This is a genomic window from Gluconobacter kondonii (assembly GCF_002723995.1).
Taxonomy (GTDB): domain Bacteria; phylum Pseudomonadota; class Alphaproteobacteria; order Acetobacterales; family Acetobacteraceae; genus Gluconobacter; species Gluconobacter kondonii.
In genome coordinates, this window is the sequence record NZ_BEWP01000010.1 from 38,338 (window position 1) to 60,468 (window position 22,131).

Sequence of the window (22,131 nt, forward strand, 5' to 3'; positions counted from 1 at the left end):
TTGTCAGGAATGGGGGGGTAGCCGGTTGTGTTGGGATAAGAAGCGTAACCAAAGCCATCCCATCAGGGCAGACAGAACAGAGCCAGCAAAGATGCCCATCTTAGCTGGTGTCACAAGATCTGATCCGGAAAATGCCAAGTTTGCGATAAACAGACTAATCGTGAACCCAATGCCGCATAGCAACGAAAGCCCAAACAGCATCCCCGTCGGCGTTTCAGCCGGAAGCGTGGCGATCTTCAGGCGGGTCGAAAGCATTGTTATACCAAAGATGCCGACCGGTTTGCCAACAATCAGTCCTAATATAATCCCGAGCGGAGCAGCCTCCAGCATCATGTCCGGATGAACGCCAGCTAGTGAAACACCCACGTTCATGAAACCGAACAGCGGTAGAACGACCCAGGTAACGAAAGGGGTCAACGCAGAAGATGTCCGATCAAGTGGCGTAGCTTGTCTGGCATCCATTCCTGAGGTGACTGCTGGAAGGCATAGGCCGGTGATGACTCCAGCAAGCGTCGGGTGCAGGCCGGCATCCAGAAGCGCCACCCATAACAGGACGCAACCGATGCCGTAGCTCCAGAGAGTTCTGATCCCAATCCTGTTCGCGCCGACCAATGCGGCAGTCACGATCACGACCGCGATAAGCCCCGGCCAATACAGAGCGCTCCCATAAAATAGGGCGATCACCACAATCCCCAGCACATCGTCGAAAATGGCAAGCGCCATCAGCCAGGCCCTGGCTCCCGGCGAGACATGCCTTCCAAGAGCAAGGATGATTGGCAACGTAAACGCGGCATCCGTTGCAACAGGAACGGCCCAGCCGCGTGTCGCTTCCGGATGATCGCATGTTACCAGCAGATACGTAAGGGCCGGCACGATCATTCCCCCCAACGCTCCGATAAGCGGAAGGGCGATGCTGCGTAGTGATGAGAGGTGCCCGGAAACAATTTCCTTTTTGATTTCGAGAATGACCACCAGAAAGAATAGGGTCATGAGTCCGTCAGAGACCCATGCATCAATGTTTTCTGGCCCCCGCTCTCCCAAGATGGGTAATTTCATGGGCGTTGTTATCAGGGTGCCGTAACCCGACGCCCATGACGAATTCGCCAGGACAAGACCCAACAGGGATGCCAGCAGGAGAACAGACGCCCCACCTGCGGGAGAGGCCAGAAAACGTCGGATATGCGTTGTGGACGGAACAGAAAATTCGCTCATTCCTCTTTGTTGAATGAGGCAGGCTCCCACACAAGCCTGTAGCGATGCGCTACCTTGTCATAATGTTTCTATTAATGCCCGCTTTCCGGATGGCCGTTTAACGCGGCTGATGTTCGGCGTGTAGGCGTAAGCGGACCTGCTGCTTACGCCCTCATCTCGGACATGCAAAGCGCCGTAGAGAATTTCCAAAAGCAGACATGCTTTCTGTATGCCGTCTAACTACCGCTCATACGCCTGACTATGCATCCCATAATCTCTCAGGAATTCTTATCTGCCTCACCCAATGTCTGCGCCGCGACGATCGACCAGTCCTTTTCTCCATGCCCAGCATCAATGGCTTCTCCCATCTGTCCGAAGATCGCAGCCAGCATTGGCAGTTCACGACCGGTCGCAGCACCCGCTTCTGTCGCAAGCCTCAGATCCTTGAGGCCGAGAGCCGCACGGAAGCCGGGTTCGTAAACCCGGTTCGTGATATTCTTCGAGTAGACCTGATAAGATCGACTGCCAAACAGCGTATTTAGGATCAGATCAAAAAATACCTCGCGTGCGACACCATTAGCCTCTGTCAGCACAACTGCCTCCGCCATCGCCTCAATCGCCATGGTAATCATCATATTACACGCAATCTTAGCCGCATGAGCTCCCCAAGGTTTGTCCCCCATCGGCCAAATACGTTTGCTCAAAACCTCGAATACGGGCACGAGCCTGGCCAAATGTGTTGGATCGCCACCCGTCAGGATCTGCAACGCGCCGTCTGCCGCAACATCCGGCCTGCCAAGAACAGGGCTTGCCACAAATGCCACCCCGGCTTGGTTGTGCAGCGCCGTCAGCTCGCGCGAAAACGCGACCGAAATCGTGGACATCATCACATGGATCACACCTGATTTTGCGCGTGACAGCAAATCTGGATCGACGATTACGGAGCGAACAGCCGTATCATCTGACAATATTGTCAGTACGACATCGCCCTCGAAGGCCTTATCCGGTATTTCCAGCGTGGTCACACCTGCAAGCGTGCGGCCCGAGCGAGTCCAAGCGGAAACGTCATGGCCGTTGCGGACCAGATTGGTGGCCATAGCACGACCCATCGCACCGAGGCCGATAAAGGCTATCTTCATGCTAACGCCTCTGTGTTCGGCGCAAGCCATGCCAGTACTGGAGCCAGTGCTTCGTCAGAGTTTTTCTCGTAAATCAAGCCATGTCCGTTGCCGTGCACGCCATAATCCGGCAGGTGCATCAACTCGGCTGAAGCCCCCGCATTATTCAAAAATGCAGCAGTGGGCAGGCTTGCGGCGGCAAAGTCGCTAGCCTCGGCGGTCACGATCAGGATCGGCAATCCGACCAGAGACGGCAGGCGATACGTACCTGGCTCTGCAGCTTGCAGGACCGTTGCATCGCTCACAGGCGGTTCGAACGCCAGTGGCGCGGCAGCAGCGCCCCACGTCATCGGTCCGATGTTGGGAATGGTCGCAAAAGGCGGCCCCATTGGCTCGATCGCAACGATACCCCGCACGAGATCAGGTCTCCGATCAGCGACCAGCCAGCCATCCGGGCCGGAGGCAGAATGCGTCAGCAGGATCGCAGGGCCAATTTTATCCAAAAGGGCTGCGGTCCGGTCGGCATCCATCGTCTGGGAGACGCACAAATCAGCGGGCAATGGCCCATAACCCGCGATAAAATCGTCCATTGCCGAATCGTTATCCGCAGCAAACGGCCATTGTGTATGGCGCGGATTGGTACCAGGGAAATAGATCTGACGGCCGCCTTCATAGGAAAACGGCGGTCCCATTGCCCCGGTGATGTCCGTATGCAGGGGCGAACGCCCGTGCCCCGGCCGGTCGATCACTAGCACTGCATAACCTGCTTCAACCAGACGCTGCGCCCATCCCGCTCGGCCATCGGGCGTATCGAACCATTCCGTCCCCTGAAACCCGCCCCCATGCATCAAAACGATCGGGTAAGGACGTGTAACGTGTTCGGGTGCCTCCCACTCCACATACATCGGTGCACGCTGATAGGTGCGGCCAGATTGGACCACGCGCTCGCCTGGTATCCAGAAATGGCCTCGGCGAATACTGCGTAGCGGTGCATTCGACCATGGGTGATGAAAATTCATATCAGAACCTCAGAGAGGCAATACGCGCAGGCGCAGTGGTTCAAGATTGGTAAAGCGAGGCACATCCGCCATGACGGCCGCAACTTCCCGACTGCTGAATGCGACCTCGATACTGGCTGAATCGGTAAAGCGGCACTCGCAGATCGCGACAGTTTCGGAAGTGTCCTTCGCTGGGTAGAATGCTGCGAGCGACACAAGCCCATAGGCACCAAAGGCATTCCTCACCAGCGGCAGGTGGCGCTCCACATAGTATACCCGGTCGAAACGATCGGCTGGTGTGCCGCGATAGATCACATATAAGACCGCTTCATTCATGCGCCGAACCCGCCGTCAATCGTGTGCATGGCGCCCGTGATCCCACTCGCATGCGGACCTACGAGATAGGCCACCAAGTGTGCCACATCTTCTGCTGTGCCGTGCCGTTTGAGCGCCATCTCGTCATGCATCGCCTGCACGAGGGGACCGTCATGAGGATTCATGTCGGTGTTCGTCGGACCCGGTTGCACCACGTTAACCGTGATATCACGCGCGCCAAAATCTCGTGCCAGACCACGCGCAAGACCCTGCAATGCCGATTTACTCATTCCATAAGCCGTAAGACCTTCGAACGGCATTCTGTCTCCATGCACAGAACCTATCAGGATAATCCGGCCGCCCTCACTCATCTGACGCGCAGCTTCGACGGATGCGAAATAAGGGCCGCGAATATTGACGTCGATCAGATGGTCTACTGCATCCGGCTCCAGCGTTAGCGGGTCGCCTGGCAACAGAAGGGCGGAATTATAGACCAAAACATCAAGCGGCCCTATCTCGCGCAGGAGGGCAATCGTCGCATCGCGGTCTGAAGCGTCGCTGCGGATCGCGTGTGCGCCAGTACGAGCCGCGACTGCCTCCGCAGCTGTCTGCGATCCAGCCCAGGTGAATGACACGTCGTCGCCTTCTGCAGCAAAGCGCGCGACGATCGCCGCCCCAATTCCACGACTGCCGCCGATGACCAGAATTTTGCGTGTTGCCGAAGCCAACATTAGGAGCTCCTTGAATTTGTTGATTGATCGCTACATAATTCATTAAGCACTAACGTCAAGGATTTTTGAGTGACCGATCATTTATTATCAAAAGGAGCGCGTGGCCGCCCCCGCCGGTTCGATCCAAATGCCGCTCTCATCACCGGGCGCGCATTATTTCACACGCACGGTTATGAAGCGCTTGGTATTGCCGCCATTACCGAGGCACTCGGTATCCGGCCGGCCAGCTTCTATGCTGCGTTTGGGAGCAAGGCCGCCTATTTCGAGCGAATTGCAGAAGCGTATGTGGCCGAAGTTCTGCCGCTGGAGGCCTTCTTTCGTGATGACTGTCCGATTGTCGACAGTATTGCCGAGCTGCTGGGCGAAGCCGCACGCACATACACGACCTGCAGTGATCAAGCAGGGTGCCTGATCCTTGAAGCGTTGCGGGCCGATCGTAGCGGCGAAGGAAGGCGCATCGCTATGCGCGTTGCTCAGATCCGTCGTGAAAAGCTGCAAGCCTTCATCGCCCGCGGGGCACCAGCGGTAGCATTAATCGCAACCGACGTCGTGACGGTGACAATGGCCGGCATGTCGGCTGCTGCGCGAGATGGTGTCAGCTGTGTATGTCTGGAGCAGGTCGCAGCGGTTGCTACGGTCGGCCTACGTTCACTTATCGAGGGAAGCGCGTAGGCAGTTGATCAATAGTGATGATATGGTGATATGTTCGCAATCCCGACTCTACGAACTGATCTCAGGCTGACTTTCATTAAACTGCCTATCTGCTCAGTGATGTAGGAGCAGACAGGCGGCTTACGCCTTCAAAGCGGTCGTTCAGACGGTGTCTGCAACTTCCCAAAATCGGACGCAGCTAAATTTAGGATCTGACAGGCGATGGATTCTGCGTAATGTCGGGCAAACTGTGCATCCCAACCTTGGACTACCGCATTTCTCATTTTCGTCGTGGGCCTTCCTCTCTCTATAGACGGGCGTCGGTCGAAATCCGTGCCGGCAGGGTGAAGACGACATGGAAATACCCGACCGGCAGCAGATCGGCCTCCCGCTCGGCCAGCCATGTCCGCGCGGCGTTCACCTGACAGCGCGGACAGTGACGGTTGCGGCAGCTGTTATAGGCGATCCGCCAGTGTCCGCAGTACCCGCAGGGCGCGACATGCCCACCAGCGGCGCATGTTCCTGATGATATCCGCTTTGCCACCAAACCGGCGCTGGCAACTACGATGATCGGACGTGCGCTGGATGCCGACATATCGTTCGCTTGGGTCGCGGGCGACAGCGTGTATGGTGTCGGCGATTTGGAAATGGCTCTACGCCGCACGGGCAAAGGTTTCGTGCTGGGCGTGAATGCCAACCACTGGTTTTACTCCTGGCGACCTGACGTGATGTGGGTCGCCGAGGCCCGCGAGATTATCAACACCCTGCCTGACGAAGCCTGGGTCCGGTGTTCGGCCGGGCACGGTACCAAGGGCGAGCGATGGTATGACTGGTTGTATTGCCCGATGGCCGATCTCCACGCGTCGGAATATGCTGACACCCTGACCGGAACATGGACCCGAGGCCTGCTGGTCCGCCGCAATCCCGCTGATGGCGATCTGCGCTATTTCATAACCTGGTGCCCCCAGGGGACGCCGCTTGAAACGCTGGCCCGCGTTGAAGGCGCGCGCTGGCGGATCGAGGAAGGCTTTGAGACCGCCAAGAACGAATTTGGCCTTGACCACAACGAGACCCGTTCCTGGCACGGCTGGCACCGCCACGTCTCTCTGGTCATGCTCGCCCACGCCATGATGGCCGCCGTGCGCTCCCAGGCGAACGTCCTTGCGCTCAAAAAAAGACCGCTTCCAACGCGCAAAAGCTTATCCAGTGGTCAATTCAGGAAATCCGTCGCCTCGTCGTGAAAATCACCCAGGCCCAGATCCGGGTCCCGCATATCCTCCGGTGGTCCGTTTTTCGACGAGCCCATCAGGCTCAGGCATTAAAATAAAAACGCAACTGTGTGCTGATCACGGAATTTTCAAGCGTCGTATTATGTTCAATGTCGTATGCAGAGCGAATCGAACATAGGAATGTTATGAAAAACAACTTTTTTGTTACCTCATCTATCTTAATCGCTACGTTCCTTGGCTCTGCAAGCCAGGTATTGGCTGTTGAGCAAAAGCCAGCACTCGAGGACGCAGATGTTTTGAAGATGGCGTCGGCCGCCCGCAAAGCTTTAGCCGAGCAGCACATTAATGGCTGTATCGTTATCGCGGACCCTGATGGCGTTCCTCTCTATGTCGAGCGTCAGGTGAATGCTACTCCCAATTGTCTCTCTGCAGCATTAGGAAAAGCCAAGTCGGCCGCCATTTTCAAGACAGACACCAACGTGTCCTATGAAGGGCTGGTCAAAGGAGAGGTTCACAATCTCGCTGTGCCGGATCTCTCAAGCAACCCAGGTGGTGTTCCGCTCTTCGTCGGCAAAACCGTCGTCGGCTCCATTGCCATAAGCACTCCCGATGGCTCGAAGGATCTCGCAGTCGTCCATGCCGCTGCTAACGCTCTCTGACGCGCTGGAGTTGTCTTTGTATGAGCTCTAACCGTCTTTGGCGCTGCTGCCTCGCTGCCGCTGTAACACTGCTTGCGAGTTCGTCCGCAGCTTACGCTGATAATGCGACCAACACCCAGAGCTCGCCTGCATCTGTGAAAATGACAAACCTGCAGCAGACTATCCCCGGTTTTCTGCAATCGCCCTATGGGGCCCCATCATTCGGTGCACCATATGGGACGACGCACGCCCTCGGAGACTGGGGCGGGATACAGCCTTGGCTTCAAAAGCACGGCGTTTATGTCGCTCTTGCCCTGTACGAAGGGATTTCCGGAAATGTATCAGGAGGTCGCAAGAAAACTTACACCGTTGCAGGTCAGGTTGGCAGCACCGTCGATATCGACTTTCGCAAGCTTTTTGGAACCGGTCAGTGGTCAGATGATTTGTGGCTGCACACCCTCATCGTCAATGGGCACGGAACCAATCTCAGCCGCTCCTTTGGTGATAACGGCAATCAGGTTCAGCAGATCTACGGTGCGCGTGGAAACGTCGTTGCCCATCTCGTCTGGGCATATTTCGAGAAATCCTGGTTCAACCATAAAATCGACCTGGCCACCGGCTGGATCCCGACCGGGACGTTTTTCAACAATGCCCCTTGGGTGTGTAACTTCATGAACGTCTGGATGTGCGGAAACGTCACGCCGACGAAGTACCTCGTAGGCGGGCGGGACTGGCCTTCTGGCAATATCGGTGGGGTGCTGCGCCTGATGCCCAATCCTCATGTTTATGTCATGGGAGGTGTCTTCGCCGTCTCGCCACATTCATATAACGGCGGTATCTCCGGCTGGTCCTAGGGACAATCCAATCTGGGCAAACTTTCAACGGAAGCTGAAATTGGCTGGATTCCTGAATTCGGACACGACAAGCTGATCGGTCACTACAAGGTTGGAGTGATGTACGACAACTCGCGCTACAACAACCTGTATGAGGACATCAACGGGCGGCCATGGGTTGTCACGGGTCTGCCCGCTCGCAAACAAAGCGGTCAGACGTCTGTATGGGTCATGGCAGACCAGATGCTGGTTCGACACGGCGATGGCCCATCCAACGGCCTCGTCTTCGGTGCTCAATACGCCTACGCAGACGGTAAAACCTCACAGATCAACCACCATATCGTCGCGGCGCTTATGGATACAGGGCATCTGTGGGGCCGCCCGGAGGACGGTATCGGCATCGCTTTCCAGTGGGCCCATTTCTCCCGCAGTGCGGTTTTGTCCCAGCAGGCTGCTCTTGCCAACGGTTTGGCGCTGGTCGGTGCCAATTTCGGAACGCCATACGGCATTCAGGGCCATGAGACCATTTATGAAGCGTATTACACCTATCATGTCCGGACCGGTGTCACCCTTCAGGGCGACTTCCAGTACGTCAACCATGTCGGTGGAACGACGGTTTTTAACGACGCTGCTGTACTGAGCAGTGCTTTGAATGTTGCCTTCTAGGGAAGACGGGATGTTGAGGGTGTTAAAGCCTGCGTCACTGTCAGAACGGTATTTCAGAACTTGAGGATCTATCTCTATGCGCTTCACAAAAAAGGGTCTCTCCCGCCGGCAGGTTCTCGCAACCTCGTTGACGCTTCCAGCTCTCGGCAGCCTTCCGGGCTTTGCGCGCGCAGCCGGTCTCGTCACCCTTTCGCAGTTTCATGACCTGTGTGGAACCCTGACAGGAAAGTCAGGACTCAATCTTGAAATTTCCAACAGGATCCTCACAGCCCTGACGGCCCTGGACAGCAGCTTCCCCCAGAAGGTCGGTAGCCTCATCAGCGCCATGAAGACCTATGGTCTGAAGGACATGTCCGATTTCAAGCAGTTTGCTGAGCAGAATGCGAATCAGGCTCCTGTTGCGATGAGCATCATTTCCGCATGGTATCTGGGCTATACGGGCACACCCCTCATGGACGCCACGCCCGCCGTGGGCCATCCTGTCGATGACGCAACCTTCGTCACCTATGTGGGCGCCCTGATGTACGCGCCGACAGCCGACACAACCGTCATCCCAAGTTATTCCCGTGGTCACACCAATTACTGGGTGAACCCACCCGCCAGCCAGAGCGCTGGTTGATTGCTGATTTCAGGTAGGTAGAATCATGACCACTCAATACGATGCAGACGTGATTGTCGTCGGCTCAGGCGCAGTTGGCAGCAACGCAGCCTATGAACTTCTCAAACAGGGCAAGTCTGTCATTGTCCTGGAATCCGGCAGGTGGATCCCGCGTTGGAAAATCGTTGAGAACTTTCGTTCGTCTCCGCGGAAAGGCAACCATAACGACCCCTACCCGAACCAACCCTGGGCGCCGACATCTTTCTCACCCGATTATATTGAGAACACAGGTAGCTTTAAATTCCTTCCCGGAATGCTCCGCCTGGTCGGTGGTACAACCTGGCACTGGGCAGCGGCCACCTGGCGCTTCCTGCCCAACGATATGAAGCTCAGGACCCTTTATGGTGTCGGGCGCGACTGGCCTATTTCCTATGATGAACTGGAGCCTTATTACGGACGCGCCGAGTTCAATCTTGGTGTGGCCGGCAGCGACACGCAGGATCAGTCCGGGCAGGGCGGAGCAGGCCAGTTTCCACACCGCTCCACACCGTATCCAGTGCCTCCCGAAGCGGAAACCTACTACTTCCAGCGCATTAAGGCCCGCCTGGCTCCGGAAGGGTTCAACTTCATCCATGAGCCCAACGCACGCACCAATCAGCCCTGGGATGGTCGCCCTGGCTGCTCAGGCAACAACAACTGCATGCCCGTCTGTCCCATCGGGGCCATGTATTCCGGCGATGTCCATGCTAAGCACGTCGTAAAAATGGGCGGCAAAGTTATCGAGGACGCCACGGTCTATAAGCTCGAGAAGGGCTCGGACGGCAAAATTGTCGCAGCGCACTACAGAACGTCCGATCACAAAGACATCCGCCTGACTGCACGGTATTTCATCATCGCTGCAAACGGCCTGGAGACCCCAAAACTTTTGCTCATGTCTGATGTTGCCAACTCGTCCGACCAGGTCGGGCGCAACATTATGGACCATACTGGCATGGGGCTGCAGTTCCTGGCAGACGAACCGCTGTGGCCAGGTCGCGGGCAGGTTCAGCAAGGTGGCATCTTCAACTGGCGTGATGGTGAGTTTCGTCGTGAACACTCTGCCATCAAACATGCCTTGACCAACACCGTGCCAAACAGAGCCATCACACAGCATCTTCTGTCCCAGGGTATCGTGGGACCTGAACTCGATGAAAAAATCAAGGACTGGGCGGCACGTTGGGTGGATATCTCCTCGGTGTTCGAACTGCTTCCAAACCCTGAAAACCGCATTCAGCCCTCGGCGACCCGCAAGGACGCGCTGGGGATTCCGACCATGACCGTCCACTACAACACCGATGATTACATTGAGCGCGGAGCTGTCAAAGCCAAGGCAGATTACGCAAAGTTCGTTCAGACGATGGGTGGTACAGTTATTAACGACAATACCGGCTGGCAGAACCGTGACCACATCATGGGAACCGTCATTATGGGTAATGATGCCAAGACCTCGGTGGTCGACAAGGACTGCCGGGCCTGGGACCATAGTAACCTGTTCATGGCGACAACTGGCGTCATCCCGGCTTGCGGTGTCGTCAACCCGACCTTGACAGGCGTAGCCTTCGCCATTCGCGCTGCCGATATTATCGCCAAGGAAGTCTGAGTCATGACACGTTCTCTCATCGCTGGTCTTGGCCTTCTCACCCTTGCCGCCATCCCGCATTTCGCGATGGCTCAGGATGGCACTGACGATTTCATTAAAAAGGGAGCTTACATTGCCCGCGCGGCAGATTGTATGGCCTGCCACACCAATCCGGGTGGCAAAGATTATGGTGGCGGTTACGTCATTTCTTCACCGCTGGGGGACATCATTGCCTCCAACATCTCGCCTTCAAAAACCTACGGTATTGGCAACTGGACCGAAGGCCAGTTTGCTCAAGCCGTTCGTGAAGGCGTCGCCCCTGAAGGTAATCTTTACCCGGCGATGCCCTATACCTCATATTCCGGTATCAGTGATGCTGACATTCACGCGTTATATGTGTATTTTATGCAAGGTACCGCGCCTGTCGATGAGGCCCCGGTCAAGAAAACGAACCTTCCCTTTCCATTTTCCCAGCGCTGGTTGATGGCGGGATGGAACGTGCTGTATGCGAGCGGAAAGCCCATGCCCGCCGCAACCACACAAGAGGGGGGCGCCAAGCGCGGTGAGTATCTGGTCAACGTGTTGGCTCATTGTTCGACTTGTCACACACCGCGTAACATTGCCATGTCTGAAGACCAGAGCCGCTTTCTCGGCGGTGCGGACCTCGGGGGGTGGCACGCACCAAATATCACCTCGGATCCTGTCAGTGGCATTGGCGGATGGAGTGACGAAGACATCAAGTCCTATCTGCGTGACGGCAGTGCTCATGGCAAAAGCCAGGCGGCAGGAGGCATGGCAGAAGCGGTCGAACACAGTCTGCGTCACCTCACTGATTCTGACCTGACCTCGATTGTCGAGTACCTGCGTACCGTCAAGCCTGTTCGGGACCCGAACCAGAAAGCTCCGGGCTTCAGCTTCAGCACGCCAAAGCTCGCAGACCTCGCAAAGCTTGACGCACCGATCGACCGCAGCCCTGATGCGATGACACTGGGAACAAGCACCAATGGTGCGGAATTGTACACCGGTGCGTGCGCCTCGTGCCATCAGTTGAACGGGCAGGGGACACATGACCAGTTCTATCCTTCACTGACCTCGAACACCATTGTCGGTGGTCCAACGTCTCAGAACCTGGTTATGGCCATCCTCAAAGGCGTGGACCGTGCCACCAACAACGGAACCGTTGCGATGCCAGCCTTCGAAGGCCAGTTGAACAACGAGCAGGTTGCCGCTGTTGCAAACTATGTTCTCTCCAGATTTGGGAATGACGCCTTGCATGTCAGCGCTAGCGATGTCGAACTGCTCAAACGTGGCGGCCCCAAGCCCTTTATAGCACGCTACGCTCATAGCATGAGTGTTGCAGGAATAGCTGCTGCAGGATTGTTTGTTTTGATTATCATTTTTCTTCTAGCTCGCCGCAAAGTGGCAACGCGCTAAGGGACGAAGCTGGAGGGACCGAAGAACCGTTGGGTTGATGTGTCTTGTTTCTGATTCGCGGCTTTGGACGTTCTGATTGACGGTTCTTTTTGACGTACCCCGTTTTTTATGGCTTTGGGTTGATGGGATGACAAGTATCTCGTGGGCGTGCCCCCGAGATACTTGTCTGGCAACCTGATCCGGTGTTCTGCCACCCAGTTGGAAATGGGGGCGCACCGTATTGTAGTCTTTCCCGCCAGTCAGCCAGAGCCTGTCGGGCATGGCTGAGAGACGTGAACAGCGTCTCGTTGTGGCATTCATCCTTCAACCGGCCGTTGAAACTTTCGACAAAACTGCTCTGTTGCGGTGTCCCGGGGGCGATATAATGCCATTCAACCTTCATCTCATCCGCCCATTTCAGGATGGCATGGGATGTGAACTCCGTACCGTTGTCACTGACAATCATGAGGGTTTGCCATATCTTTCCACCAGGGCCGTCAGTTCCCGCGCCACACGTCCACCTGATAATGATACCGAAGGCTGTTCTGATTCAGTCCTTGGACGGAGGGTCGGGTATGGCTAGAGCGATTGCTTTACGGACGGATTATACGGCTGATGCGCTTCGGTGGCTGGCCGCTCGTACACGGGATGCGAATGTTGCAAGGCGCCTTTTGTCTCTGGCTGCGGTGCGTGAGGGTAGCAGTCGAGGCGAAGCGGCGCGGATCGGTGGCATGGACCGGCAAACCCTGCGGGACTGGGTGCTCCGGTTCAATGCTGCAGGCCCAGCCGGCCTGCGGTATCAATGGTGCAATGCCTCTGTCTGCCGCCTGACGGCGGACCAGCAGGCGGAGCTCTCGGCATTGATCGTCGCCGGACCTGATCGTAACCGAGGCTGTGTGGTCCGTTGGCGCAGTATTGATCTGAAGCGGGTGATTGAGAAGCGTTTCGGTGTTTCATATCACAATCGCCAACGCTATCCTCAAAACTGGAGTGCCATGGCGCATTAGCTCCGCCGCTTAAACACAGTTGCTAGAGACTGAATCAGCAAACGGTCTGATCGACTTCCGCAGAACTTCAGCAGATATCCTCGCTCATATTGCAGCCGCTTTGTTCCACGCGCTCATCCGCCGGGATAGAGTCTTCGGCACGATGGCTCCCATTCAGGCGATACGGTCAAACATAGATGAATAAATTCAAATAATTTTATCTGGACGCTGTCCACATGGTGAATGAACTATTTCAATAGTTCCTCTTCACGAGGCTCTTTTGAAATACTTTTCATAATGAGCCTCGTAAGGCGCTGCGCGAATTCAGCATCAAGTTTGCCTCCCAGAAGAAGGTGATACCAAAATGCACCATGAAACGCGGCGACCGCCATTTCCACATCGGCATCTTCCAGGATTTCTCCGTTTGCAATGCCGTCACGAAAAATGGTGGCGACGATTTCCGCTCTTGGCTCAACAAAACCGGCCCGGAAACTCTTTAGAAATTCGGGATCGTCCTGCGCGGACGCAATCAGGTTCCTGATCGCAGGTCCATCCTGCTGCAAGTTCCTGAACACGTTGACCAGAAAATGCAGCAACCGCTTCTCGGCGCGGCCGTCCGATAGAACGTCCGCATCACCAGCGCTTTCCAGGAACGCGGCCAGAACGAGTTCAGCCTTACTCGGCCATCGGCGATAGAGCGTCTGCCTGCCAACACCAGCCTCTGTTGCAATCATCTGGATGCTGACACCGCAATATCCGTGTTGCAGGACGAGCTGCCGGGCTGCCGCCAACAGGCTTGGCCCAACTTTATTATCGCGCGGGCGCCCCGGAGAGCGAGTAGAGGTTGTCATTTTCGTCATTGCGGTACGCCGGTCTCGTATATATTATGATACCTTGGTCTCGTATTTAGATTGCCCAAACAGGAAATGTCCATGTTAAAGCGAAGGGGCGTCTTTGCTCTGCTCTGTGTCGCATGTCTGACGATCATGGTCGGCTGCGTTATCGTACCTGGCCTGCCCGGCATCGCGACGGCTCTCGGTCTCTCCCAGGAAGCAAGCTGGCTGGTCACCGTGCCCTCACTCGGCGTAGTGATCTTTGGCCCCTTTGCCGGCCACCTGATTACACGCCTTGGCTCTCGCCAGGCCTTGCGTATTGGCCTCGCTTTGTACGGAGCGCTCGGGCTGGCATGTATATGGCTGAGCAACGCAGTATTGATCTTTTCTGACCGGCTTTTGCTCGGGGGAGCAACAGCGATCGTGATGGCTTCGGGCACAGGGCTTTTATCCGATTTTTTTGAGGGACACGCGCGGCTCAAGATGATCGCACTCCAGGGCATGGCCATTGAACTGGGAGGCGTTATCTTCCTGTCTCTGGGAGGACTCCTCGCCAGTATGGGATGGCAATGGCCGTTTTCGCTCTATCTGATGAGTTGGGTCTTTCTCGTCCTCGTCGAACTGTTCGTACCGTATCCGCCAGTCAAACCCGTTGCGTCACCCCAAACAGAAGCAGATCGAGGTTCTGTTCTGGGCAAACTGGCGCGAATATATATAGCCGCTCTCCTCTCCATGACCGTGTTCTTCACAGCGATCATCTCCTTGCCCAGACGGCTGGAAGGCATTCACTTCTCCGAGGCGCAAACAGGGTATTTTCTGTCATTCGTCTCTCTTGTCGCTGTAGGAGCAGCGTGGTTTCTCCCAAAAATCTGTCGGCGTATCGGGGAGCAAAACACTTTGCGGGCGGGCTTTCTGGCCTATGCAGCCGCCCATGCACTTTTTGCTTCCATGATGACGGCAGTCCCGATGATTGGCGCTGCAATCATGCTCGGGACCGGTTTCGGACTGACAGTTCCCCTCGTCAATCACCTGACGATCGAACGCACCCACTCTGTCGAACGCGGCTCAGCACTTGCCTACCTGTCTGTTGCCATTTTTATGGGGCAATTCCTGTCATCGTTTTTGGAATATCTCCCTGGCAATATAAGTTCTGCCTTCATAGCCGCCATTATTCTGGCTTTGGGCGGCGTTGCTGTCTCTGGTCGGCCATCGTTGTAAGAAACTGACCAACCTGCGGCGTTTTGCGACACCATCAACTATCCGTCGATCGGGTCTTCGTTCTCTTCAGATCCCAATGATCTGCGATACACCCCATTCAAACCCCTGCGCAGCAGCTCCTGCTGCTCAGCCGACCCGTCGACGGGCAGAAGGGTGCGCCTGGCAATCATCCAGCGACCTTTGTGCCGTTCAAGCTCCCAACGGTTCACGACCACGCGGTGAATGCGGTATCCCGTCGAGGCCCCATGATTTGGCAGTTCGCGTCGATGACCTTCATGGTCAAGATGAATAATCATGAGGTAGGATGTGACAATCGCGACGTCACCCCGCAGATCGATAAGCGGCAGACCAGTAAAATGGGCAAGGCCGCCTAGCAACTGTGTTTAAGCGGCGGAGCTAATGCGCCATGGCACTCCAGTTTTGAGGATAGCGTTGGCGATTGTGATGAGGCGCCGTGCGATAGCGACGATCACTAGTTTATGTGGTTTACCCCGCTCTTTCATGCGCTTGGCAACAGCTTTCAGAACTGGATTATGGCAGGCAGCTGCCAATCCTGCCTGGAACAGCACGTGGCGGAGAGATCTTCTTCCCCCTGAAATGACCCGTTTCCCACGCATCGCGCCACTATCATGAGCCATTGGCGCAAGTCCGGTCATGGCAGCGGCTTCTGTCGCTGTCATGGGGCCGAGCTTTGGCATTTCTGCGAGAAGCATGGCGACTGATACCGGGCCCATACCAGGAATGAAACGGAGAGGCTCTGCTATGGCGGAGAGTTCTTCTGCCTTTGCGATAACGCTTTTCAATCCGTTGTTCAAGCTCGCTGATCTGGCTTTCGAGAAATGCTTTGAGACTGCTGTCCATCTCCTCCAGTTCAGCGCTCACACCTTGCTTGCGGCGCGCCGAAATCTGGGCAGAAAGCCGTTTACGTGCCTCCACCATCTGAGCTCTGCGCACCGTCAGTGCCCGCAGAAACTGGAGCTTCTCATCCGGCAGTGTTCGTCCTGCTTCTGGACGAAAAGCCATAAAGCGCGCAATCAATTCCGCATCGATCTGATCGGTTTTCGCGCGTTTCCCCATGGCGAGTGCGAAAGCTTTGATCTGTGCTGGAGGCAACTGGACGGCATTGAGTCCCATACTGATGAGAACACGCCAGAGTGCCCATTCCTGTCCACCGGTGGCTTCAAATCCAACCGTGAGACCGTCCGGCATACTCTGAAGAGTTTCCAGTAATCTGGCATGGCCATCAGGTGAATTCTGAAAACGAAATCTCTGCTTTTCTGGCAGGCAAAAGCCATCAAGCCAGTCTCGAGACACATCTACTCCAATGACCGTTTCCGAAGACATATCACTCTCTCTCTTTCTTATGTTCGCGGTCCCGGAACCGGGCCGCCGTCAACTGTTCGAGACGGTGAAGAGAGGCGAGATCAGCCTGCTAGAAAACGTGGTCAGGCTACCAGGTGTTAAGCGCTGTATCTCACCTCATGAACGACCCTGGCCAGGGTCGTTCATGAGGCCATCATAACAGGCTGGAAACACATAAGGTGTTTAGTCCCGGGGTTTGATGGTGTGGTATTTTCACGCGAGTGGAAGGAAGCCTTATGGGACAGATACGTCATGGCAGCGCCACGACCACGCACGCCGTGCGAGCAGCAATACAGCGATCGCAGGCTTCGCTCGCGACGCTGAGCGAGGCGTTCGGGATCAACCCGAAAACAGTTGCAAAATGGCGAAAGCGTCAAACGGTTGAGGATCAGAAGACAGGTCCTAAAGAGCCGCGCTCAACGGTTCTGTCCGAGACGGACGAAGCGATGATCGTGGCGTTTCGCCGGCATACGTTGCTACCGCTGGATGACTGTCTTTATGCCCTGCAGGCCAGCATCCCTCATCTGACACGCTCGGCTCTGCATCGCTGCCTTCAGCGCCACGGGATATCCCGGTTGCCGGACATCGAAGGAGACAAGCCCAAACGCCAGCGCTTCAAACGCTATCCCATAGGCTTTTTTCACATCGATATTGCCGAAGTACAGACTGCTGAGGGCAAGCTGCACCTCTTCGTGGCTATCGACCAGACAAGCAAATTCGCTGTCACACAACTCGTCGGGAAAGCTGATCGGAAGACAGCCTGGGAATTCCTCGAACATCTCCTGAGCATCATCCCTTACCGGATCCACACCATTCTGACCGATAACGGCATCCAGTTCGCTGATCAGCCCCGTAACCGCAATACGGCCTGGTCTCGCCCCATGCGCTTCGACATGATCTGCGAAGCTCACGGGATCGAACATCGTCTGACGAAACCCAATCATCCCTGGACGAACGGTCAGGTTGAGCGGATGAACCGGACAATCAAGGAAGCAACCGTCAAACGCTTCCATAATCCAACCCATCAAACCACGGGACTAAACACCTAGATGATTTGGAGAGTCTTAAGTAATCAATTTTTCGTTTGAAGCGAAGGAGACTAATCAACGATGTCTGCTTGTTTGTAATAGGATCTAAAAGCAGACCTTTCGCTTCCCCCCCCCCAAAGCCGCTGCACAACCGATAAAGGATTGTGGGTCTATGCGGGGGTGTAATTCCTCACGCCCGGAATGGCAGAGGCGATGAAACCATCTTTTCCAGAGTTGTTTTTGTCCGAGGACAAGGGCTCCAAATCAGCACATAGGAAGAGCATTTTAGAGACGATTTCATGCATACTACCCTATGTCCGATAAAGTAAATTAACGGACATAGGGTAGGGAGGGGTCTATTTTTTGGAAAATTTGTACAGACCTGCCAGCTAAGATTAAGGCTTTAATTTTTTTTGCATTCGTATCAATGGAACGTTCACTCCATCCCCTGTGGCTTCAACTCTTTCTAGAGGGTAATAGCCGGAGACGATGTAGAGAGGTTCTCCACTGAGAGTGGCCATAAGCTCAGCAGTTCTAAAACCATGATCTGCTGCAGCTTGTTCGCACTGCTTCAAAATGAGACTGCCGATCCCTTTTCGCGTGAACGCGGGGTCGGTGTACATTGCCCTGATCCTCGCAGGGTCTCGTTCAGGATTGAGTAGAATAGGATCACGAAGATCGCTGCTGTGATCACCTCCGTAAAGCGTTGCGCGCTTACTCCATCCTCCGCATCCCGCTAAAACCCCGTCATATTCGGCTATGAGATAGGATCCGTCTTGAACCAACTGGGTATCCAGACCCATGACGGCGTGACTGGCGATGATTTGCTCAGGAGTGAGAAATCCTACCTGTAATGCGTCGATAGATCTGTTGATGAGATTTTTCAACGCAGGAAGATCGCTGCTCGTAGCCCAACGTGTTCGAATCTTTCCTGCAGCGTAAGTCGTCATAATGGTCCTAAACTGGTCTCAGCCGAGCATTCATGGCTCGAACCTCATCAAAAATCTATTTTCTAAAACGTAGCTCTAAAGAAAAAAACCTATCAATCGGATGCATATCCTGCGGTGCTGAGGCAGACTACCGTCGGCTCATGAGAGATATCGTTGATTTTTCTATAGACCGTATCCTGTAGGGTGGTAGGAACAGTATTCCTTTCTGAGGTCGGAGCAGGGCATCCCCCGAGTTTTAGAAGGTTGGCCCTTTCTGCTTGGCACATCCCACAGTCCACCCCACCTGTATGGGCAAACTGGTGACAGGATGTTGCACATGATCCCACTTTCAATTCTCGATCTCGCGTTCATCACCGAAGGTAGTTCGGCGACCGAGGCGCTTCATCGGAGTGCGGATCTGGCACAGCATGCGGAAAATCTGGGCTTCAAGCGTTTCTGGCTAGCCGAACATCACTCGATGGCGGGCATTGCCTCCGCTGCGACTGCGGTCGTGATCAGCTATGTCGCAGGCGCTACGAAAACCATCCGGGTGGGTGCAGGCGGGATCATGCTGCCAAACCATGCACCGCTGGCGGTTGCCGAAGCTTTCGGCACGCTGGAAAGCCTTTATCCGGGCCGGATTGATCTCGGGCTGGGACGGGCACCCGGTTCCGATCAGGCCACAATGCGCGCGCTGCGTCGTGATCCGGCCTCTGCTGACCGCTTCCCACAGGACGTGTTCGAACTGCTGCGTTACTTTGAAAAGCCAGAACAGGGTCAGGCGGTCTTTGCCGTTCCGGGCGCGGGACTGACTATACCGGTCTGGCTGCTGGGATCGTCCCTGTTCTCCGCTCATCTGGCCGCCATCATGGGGCTGCCATTCGCATTTGCCAGCCATTTCGCTCCTGATCTGATGGAAGAGGCTCTGGCGTTGTACCGTGAGCGGTTTGAGCCTTCAGAGCGGTTGCAGTCACCTTATGCCATGCTGGGCATCAACGCAGTGATCGGAGAAACGCAGACCGAAGCACAGCAGGCGGCAACATCTCTACAGCAGCATTTCGTTGCTCTGCGTCAGGGACGTCCGTCGACTTTTCCTGCGCCTCGGTCAGTGTCCTGGAATAGTCAGGAACAGCGTCTCCTTGACAGCACACTGCGTTATACCTTCGTAGGAACCGCAGAAGATGTCACAAAAAACATCTCCGCTTTCGTGGAGCGGTATAAGCCTGATGAACTCCTGATCGGTGCGCCGTTATATTCTCAGGAGGCAAGGCGCAGGACCCTCAGTGGGATCGCGCATCATTTGATGGAAAAATAATCCCATACCTGAGCACACGGGGCGGCACCGCATGGGTTGTTTGTTATAGATGGCGGTGAAGCCGAACGCCATGACGCACATGGCATTGTTTTTGTAGCATTGGGCAGCCACCGCTAGGTCGCGTAATATTTCTTATGCCAACTAGACTTCGTTTTCTGAAGGATTCAGCTTTACTGTGGAATTTCGCAAAGCAAAATCGCTTCTTGACGAGAATGGCACTTTGGCTCATCCAGAAGGAGTCTCGATCCCATCTGGATACCGCAAACCTTTAATAATCGATCGCCGCACTGCTGAGCATTCTTCAATGCGTCGGATGCTTTCACCCAGAATAAATTGCTGATGGGGTATTTCGAATGCCTGGCTTCTCAGTCAGTCGCGACACCATACATCGTATGGCATCGAGTGTGTTGGGAAGCGTCCCGTGGAAGAGGATTTCTCCCGATCGCCCAATGGAAGCGCCAGGCGATTGAATGTAGGGCGGGGACGCTCTCTGGCAAGCGGGCATCCAAGACGACAATCAGTCCGGCCGACGTGGAGAAACTTCATGCGAAGATCGATCAGTTTCTGGAGACGCCGTATTACGGGGTGCGGTAAAAGACGAGGCATCTTTGCCGTCTCGGACATGATGTCTGTCGGGCGCAAGCGCGTTCGCTGGCTCATGGCGACGATGGGTCTGCGGACGATCTACCAGAAACTACGCATGACGATATTGCATCCGGCACATCGGAAATATCCGTATTTTCTTCGAGACCTGGTGGTTGATCGCTCCAAACAGGTGTGGTGCTCGGACATCACCTGCATCCCAATGCGCAAGGGTTTTCTGTATCTCATGGCAATCAAGGACTGGTCGACGCGTAAGGTTCTGTCCTGAAGGCTGTCGAACACGATGGATGCTGAGTTCTGCATGGGGGTGCTGCAGGAAGCTCTGATCCGCTCCGGCGCGCCGGAGATCTTCAACACAGATCAGGGGTCACAACTCACGACGCCTCGGTTCACGGACGTGTCGCAAGCGCGCCAGATCCGCATCAGCATGGATGGGCGGGGCCGCTGACCGGACGAGCGCCCGATGAGGCGTATCATTAGAAGCAGCCCCCACGGGGTCCGGGATTAACCCTGGATCCCGTGGCCAACAACAACGCCGTCAATCTGGCGACCTGACAACAACCAATTAAAGCTTATCAGGTCCATAAAACTGTCCGAAAGGACGGGTCGACCTCTCTGCGCGATCGGTCTTTGCTTTTAAGCGGCTACATTCTCGAAGAACACGTCAAACCATATCTCCATGGCCGCGTAATTTATACAAACCGGTCCTTCCTAATTCCGGTATGGTTCAATCCTTAGGTATTGGAATATCATGATGACGCTTACTGCCGATGGAAACAATAGACATCCCTTTATCGTAGAGGCCGATACCACAAGCGGATATTGGTCGAACCATCCCGATAATACGCTTCCTCCGCCCGATATGATGGGCGCCTATATGCGAAATCGGCCTTACCCCGCGAACCAGATCGAAGGTCGTAAGGGATGGATCATCGGCAGTGGAATTGCCGGCCTGGCCGCCGCTTTCTACCTGGTGCGTGACGGGGCCGTGAAGGGAGAGGATATTACTATTTTCGATGCGCTCGATATTGAAGGTGGTTCGCTTGATGGCGCTGGCAACGCTGAAGATGGTTACATCATTCGCGGTGGCCGCGAGATGAACTGGAACTACGACAATCTCTGGGATATTTTTCAGGATATCCAGGCAATCGAGCTTCCGTCGGGATACAGCGTCCTCGACGAATATCGCCTCATCAATGATAATGATCCCAATTATTCGAAAGCCCGGCTTATGCACAAGCAGGGACAGATCCGTGATTTCTCAACCTTCGGCCTTTCTCGTTCACAGCAGTGGCAGTTAATTCGCCTCTTGCTGAAACGTAAGGAGAATCTCGATGACGTTACGATAGAGGATTATTTCAGCGCAGACTTTCTTCAAACCAATTTCTGGTTCTTTTGGCGTTCAATGTTCGCGTTTGAGAATTGGCATAGCTTGCTCGAGATGAAATTGTACATGCATCGTTTCATTGACGCGATCGACGGCCTCAATGACATGTCTGCGCTCGTTTTCCCGAAGTATAACCAGTACGATACTTTTGTACGTCCTCTCGTTGAGCATCTTAAAAAGCAGGGTGTAAAGTTCGAATTCGGCGCACGTGCCTACGACCTCGAGTGGCGGGATGAAGAGGGGAAATGTACTGTCACAGGCATTAGAATGCTCAACCATGGGGCCGCCGACCTTATCTCGGTAAACGAAAAAGACCTTGTATTTGTCTTGACTGGATCAATGACCGAAGGAACCGCGTATGGCGACATGAACCATGCCCCCGTTCTTCAGCGTGGTCGTCACGATCCAGGCAATGATAGTGACTGGGCGTTATGGAAAAACATAGCTAAAAAATCGTCGTTGTTTGGTAAG

At 55.0% G+C, this 22,131-nt stretch carries 18 protein-coding genes and 7 pseudogenes; 13 read left to right on the plus strand and 12 right to left on the minus strand.

Annotated features, from left to right (window positions below):
* Positions 1–3: 3 nt before the first annotated feature.
* The 5 genes from nhaA to bdcA all read right to left on the minus strand — a co-directional run bounded on the left by nhaA (position 4) and on the right by bdcA (position 4,353).
* The gene (gene nhaA / locus GKO01_RS11495; protein ID WP_077804082.1) at positions 4–1,212 is read right to left on the minus strand and encodes a Na+/H+ antiporter NhaA; all 1,209 of its coding nucleotides are present in this window, start codon (positions 1,210–1,212) and stop codon (positions 4–6) included.
* A gap of 257 nt (positions 1,213–1,469) precedes the next feature.
* Complete coding sequence (locus tag GKO01_RS11500; protein WP_077804083.1) at positions 1,470–2,330, minus strand: NAD(P)-dependent oxidoreductase; 861 nt, start codon at positions 2,328–2,330, stop codon at positions 1,470–1,472.
* Entirely contained in the window at positions 2,327–3,250 is a 924-nt protein-coding gene (locus GKO01_RS11505; RefSeq protein ID WP_218017434.1) for an alpha/beta hydrolase, read from the minus strand. Before GKO01_RS11505 ends, GKO01_RS11500 begins: the two co-directional genes overlap by 4 nt.
* Before the next feature lie 87 nt (positions 3,251–3,337).
* Positions 3,338–3,643 carry an EthD family reductase gene (locus GKO01_RS11510; RefSeq protein ID WP_077804085.1) on the minus strand — a complete coding sequence of 102 codons (306 nt, stop codon included), beginning with the start codon at positions 3,641–3,643 and terminating at the stop codon, positions 3,338–3,340.
* A complete protein-coding gene (gene bdcA / locus GKO01_RS11515; protein WP_077804086.1) occupies positions 3,640–4,353 on the minus strand; it encodes an SDR family oxidoreductase in 714 nt (237 codons plus the stop codon). The genes GKO01_RS11510 and bdcA overlap by 4 nt, the downstream gene beginning before the upstream one ends.
* Positions 4,354–4,422: 69 nt before the next feature.
* Between bdcA and GKO01_RS11520 the strand changes: the two genes are divergently transcribed.
* The gene (locus GKO01_RS11520) at positions 4,423–5,025 is read left to right on the plus strand and encodes a TetR/AcrR family transcriptional regulator (RefSeq protein ID WP_077804087.1); all 603 of its coding nucleotides are present in this window, start codon (positions 4,423–4,425) and stop codon (positions 5,023–5,025) included.
* Between the two features lie 304 nt (positions 5,026–5,329).
* Here the strand turns inward: GKO01_RS11520 and GKO01_RS11525 are convergent.
* Positions 5,330–5,524: pseudogene (locus tag GKO01_RS11525) on the minus strand (transposase zinc-binding domain-containing protein); the annotation flags it as partial.
* Between GKO01_RS11525 and GKO01_RS11530 the strand changes: the two are divergent.
* The 6 genes and pseudogenes from GKO01_RS11530 to GKO01_RS11555 form a co-directional block, all read left to right on the plus strand.
* A pseudogene (locus tag GKO01_RS11530) lies at positions 5,514–6,245 on the plus strand (IS701 family transposase); the annotation flags it as partial. The pseudogenes GKO01_RS11525 and GKO01_RS11530 overlap by 11 nt on opposite strands.
* A gap of 173 nt (positions 6,246–6,418) precedes the next feature.
* Positions 6,419–6,892, plus strand: a complete 474-nt coding sequence (locus GKO01_RS11535) for a GlcG/HbpS family heme-binding protein (RefSeq protein WP_158093574.1) — start codon at positions 6,419–6,421, stop codon at positions 6,890–6,892.
* 140 nt (positions 6,893–7,032) lie between these two features.
* A pseudogene (locus tag GKO01_RS11540) lies at positions 7,033–8,370 on the plus strand (carbohydrate porin).
* Positions 8,371–8,446: 76 nt separating this feature from the next.
* Complete coding sequence (locus tag GKO01_RS11545) at positions 8,447–8,989, plus strand: sugar dehydrogenase complex small subunit (RefSeq protein WP_077804089.1); 543 nt, start codon at positions 8,447–8,449, stop codon at positions 8,987–8,989.
* Between the two features lie 25 nt (positions 8,990–9,014).
* Positions 9,015–10,607: a GMC family oxidoreductase gene (locus GKO01_RS11550; RefSeq protein WP_077804090.1), complete on the plus strand. Its 1,593-nt coding sequence runs from the start codon at positions 9,015–9,017 to the stop codon at positions 10,605–10,607.
* 3 nt (positions 10,608–10,610) lie between these two features.
* The gene (locus tag GKO01_RS11555) at positions 10,611–12,020 is read left to right on the plus strand and encodes a cytochrome c (protein WP_077804091.1); all 1,410 of its coding nucleotides are present in this window, start codon (positions 10,611–10,613) and stop codon (positions 12,018–12,020) included.
* A gap of 156 nt (positions 12,021–12,176) precedes the next feature.
* Here GKO01_RS11555 and GKO01_RS11560 read toward each other — a convergent pair.
* Positions 12,177–12,530 (minus strand): annotated as a pseudogene (locus tag GKO01_RS11560) (integrase core domain-containing protein); the annotation flags it as partial.
* A gap of 44 nt (positions 12,531–12,574) precedes the next feature.
* On the opposite strand from GKO01_RS11560, the pseudogene GKO01_RS11565 reads away from it, so the two are divergent.
* Positions 12,575–12,967 (plus strand): annotated as a pseudogene (locus tag GKO01_RS11565) (helix-turn-helix domain-containing protein); the annotation flags it as partial.
* Positions 12,968–13,233: 266 nt separating this feature from the next.
* Here GKO01_RS11565 and GKO01_RS11570 read toward each other — a convergent pair.
* Positions 13,234–13,776, minus strand: coding sequence for a TetR/AcrR family transcriptional regulator (locus GKO01_RS11570; protein ID WP_167383472.1), 543 nt, complete (start codon positions 13,774–13,776; stop codon positions 13,234–13,236).
* A gap of 120 nt (positions 13,777–13,896) precedes the next feature.
* Between GKO01_RS11570 and GKO01_RS11575 the strand changes: the two genes are divergently transcribed.
* Entirely contained in the window at positions 13,897–15,036 is a 1,140-nt protein-coding gene (locus GKO01_RS11575) for an MFS transporter (protein WP_218017435.1), read from the plus strand.
* A gap of 38 nt (positions 15,037–15,074) precedes the next feature.
* Here GKO01_RS11575 and GKO01_RS16545 read toward each other — a convergent pair whose 3' ends face one another.
* Genes GKO01_RS16545 through GKO01_RS11585 form a run of 3 tightly spaced genes read right to left on the minus strand, consistent with a single transcriptional unit; the run spans position 15,075 to position 16,380 of the window.
* Entirely contained in the window at positions 15,075–15,413 is a 339-nt protein-coding gene (locus GKO01_RS16545) for a nuclear transport factor 2 family protein (RefSeq protein WP_077804096.1), read from the minus strand.
* 6 nt (positions 15,414–15,419) lie between these two features.
* Positions 15,420–15,770 carry a transposase gene (locus GKO01_RS16320; protein WP_338030066.1) on the minus strand — a complete coding sequence of 117 codons (351 nt, stop codon included), beginning with the start codon at positions 15,768–15,770 and terminating at the stop codon, positions 15,420–15,422.
* A complete protein-coding gene (locus GKO01_RS11585; RefSeq protein ID WP_235993398.1) occupies positions 15,664–16,380 on the minus strand; it encodes an IS110 family transposase in 717 nt (238 codons plus the stop codon). The genes GKO01_RS16320 and GKO01_RS11585 overlap by 107 nt, the downstream gene beginning before the upstream one ends.
* A gap of 254 nt (positions 16,381–16,634) precedes the next feature.
* Here GKO01_RS11585 and GKO01_RS11595 point away from each other — a divergent pair.
* Positions 16,635–17,423: pseudogene (locus GKO01_RS11595) on the plus strand (IS481 family transposase); the annotation flags it as partial.
* A 398-nt stretch (positions 17,424–17,821) separates the two neighbouring features.
* Here the strand turns inward: GKO01_RS11595 and GKO01_RS11600 are convergent.
* Positions 17,822–18,376: a GNAT family N-acetyltransferase gene (locus tag GKO01_RS11600; protein ID WP_099287173.1), complete on the minus strand. Its 555-nt coding sequence runs from the start codon at positions 18,374–18,376 to the stop codon at positions 17,822–17,824.
* Positions 18,377–18,692: 316 nt separating this feature from the next.
* Here GKO01_RS11600 and GKO01_RS11605 point away from each other — a divergent pair, with 316 nt between their 5' ends.
* The 3 genes and pseudogenes from GKO01_RS11605 to GKO01_RS11615 form a co-directional block, all read left to right on the plus strand.
* Positions 18,693–19,670 (plus strand): LLM class flavin-dependent oxidoreductase, encoded by a 978-nt coding sequence (locus GKO01_RS11605; protein WP_099287174.1) that lies wholly within the window; start codon positions 18,693–18,695, stop codon positions 19,668–19,670.
* A 441-nt stretch (positions 19,671–20,111) separates the two neighbouring features.
* Positions 20,112–20,828 (plus strand): annotated as a pseudogene (locus GKO01_RS11610) (transposase); the annotation flags it as partial.
* Between the two features lie 196 nt (positions 20,829–21,024).
* On the plus strand, positions 21,025–22,131 hold a 1,107-nt coding region (locus tag GKO01_RS11615; protein WP_244901438.1), incomplete at its 3' end, for an oleate hydratase.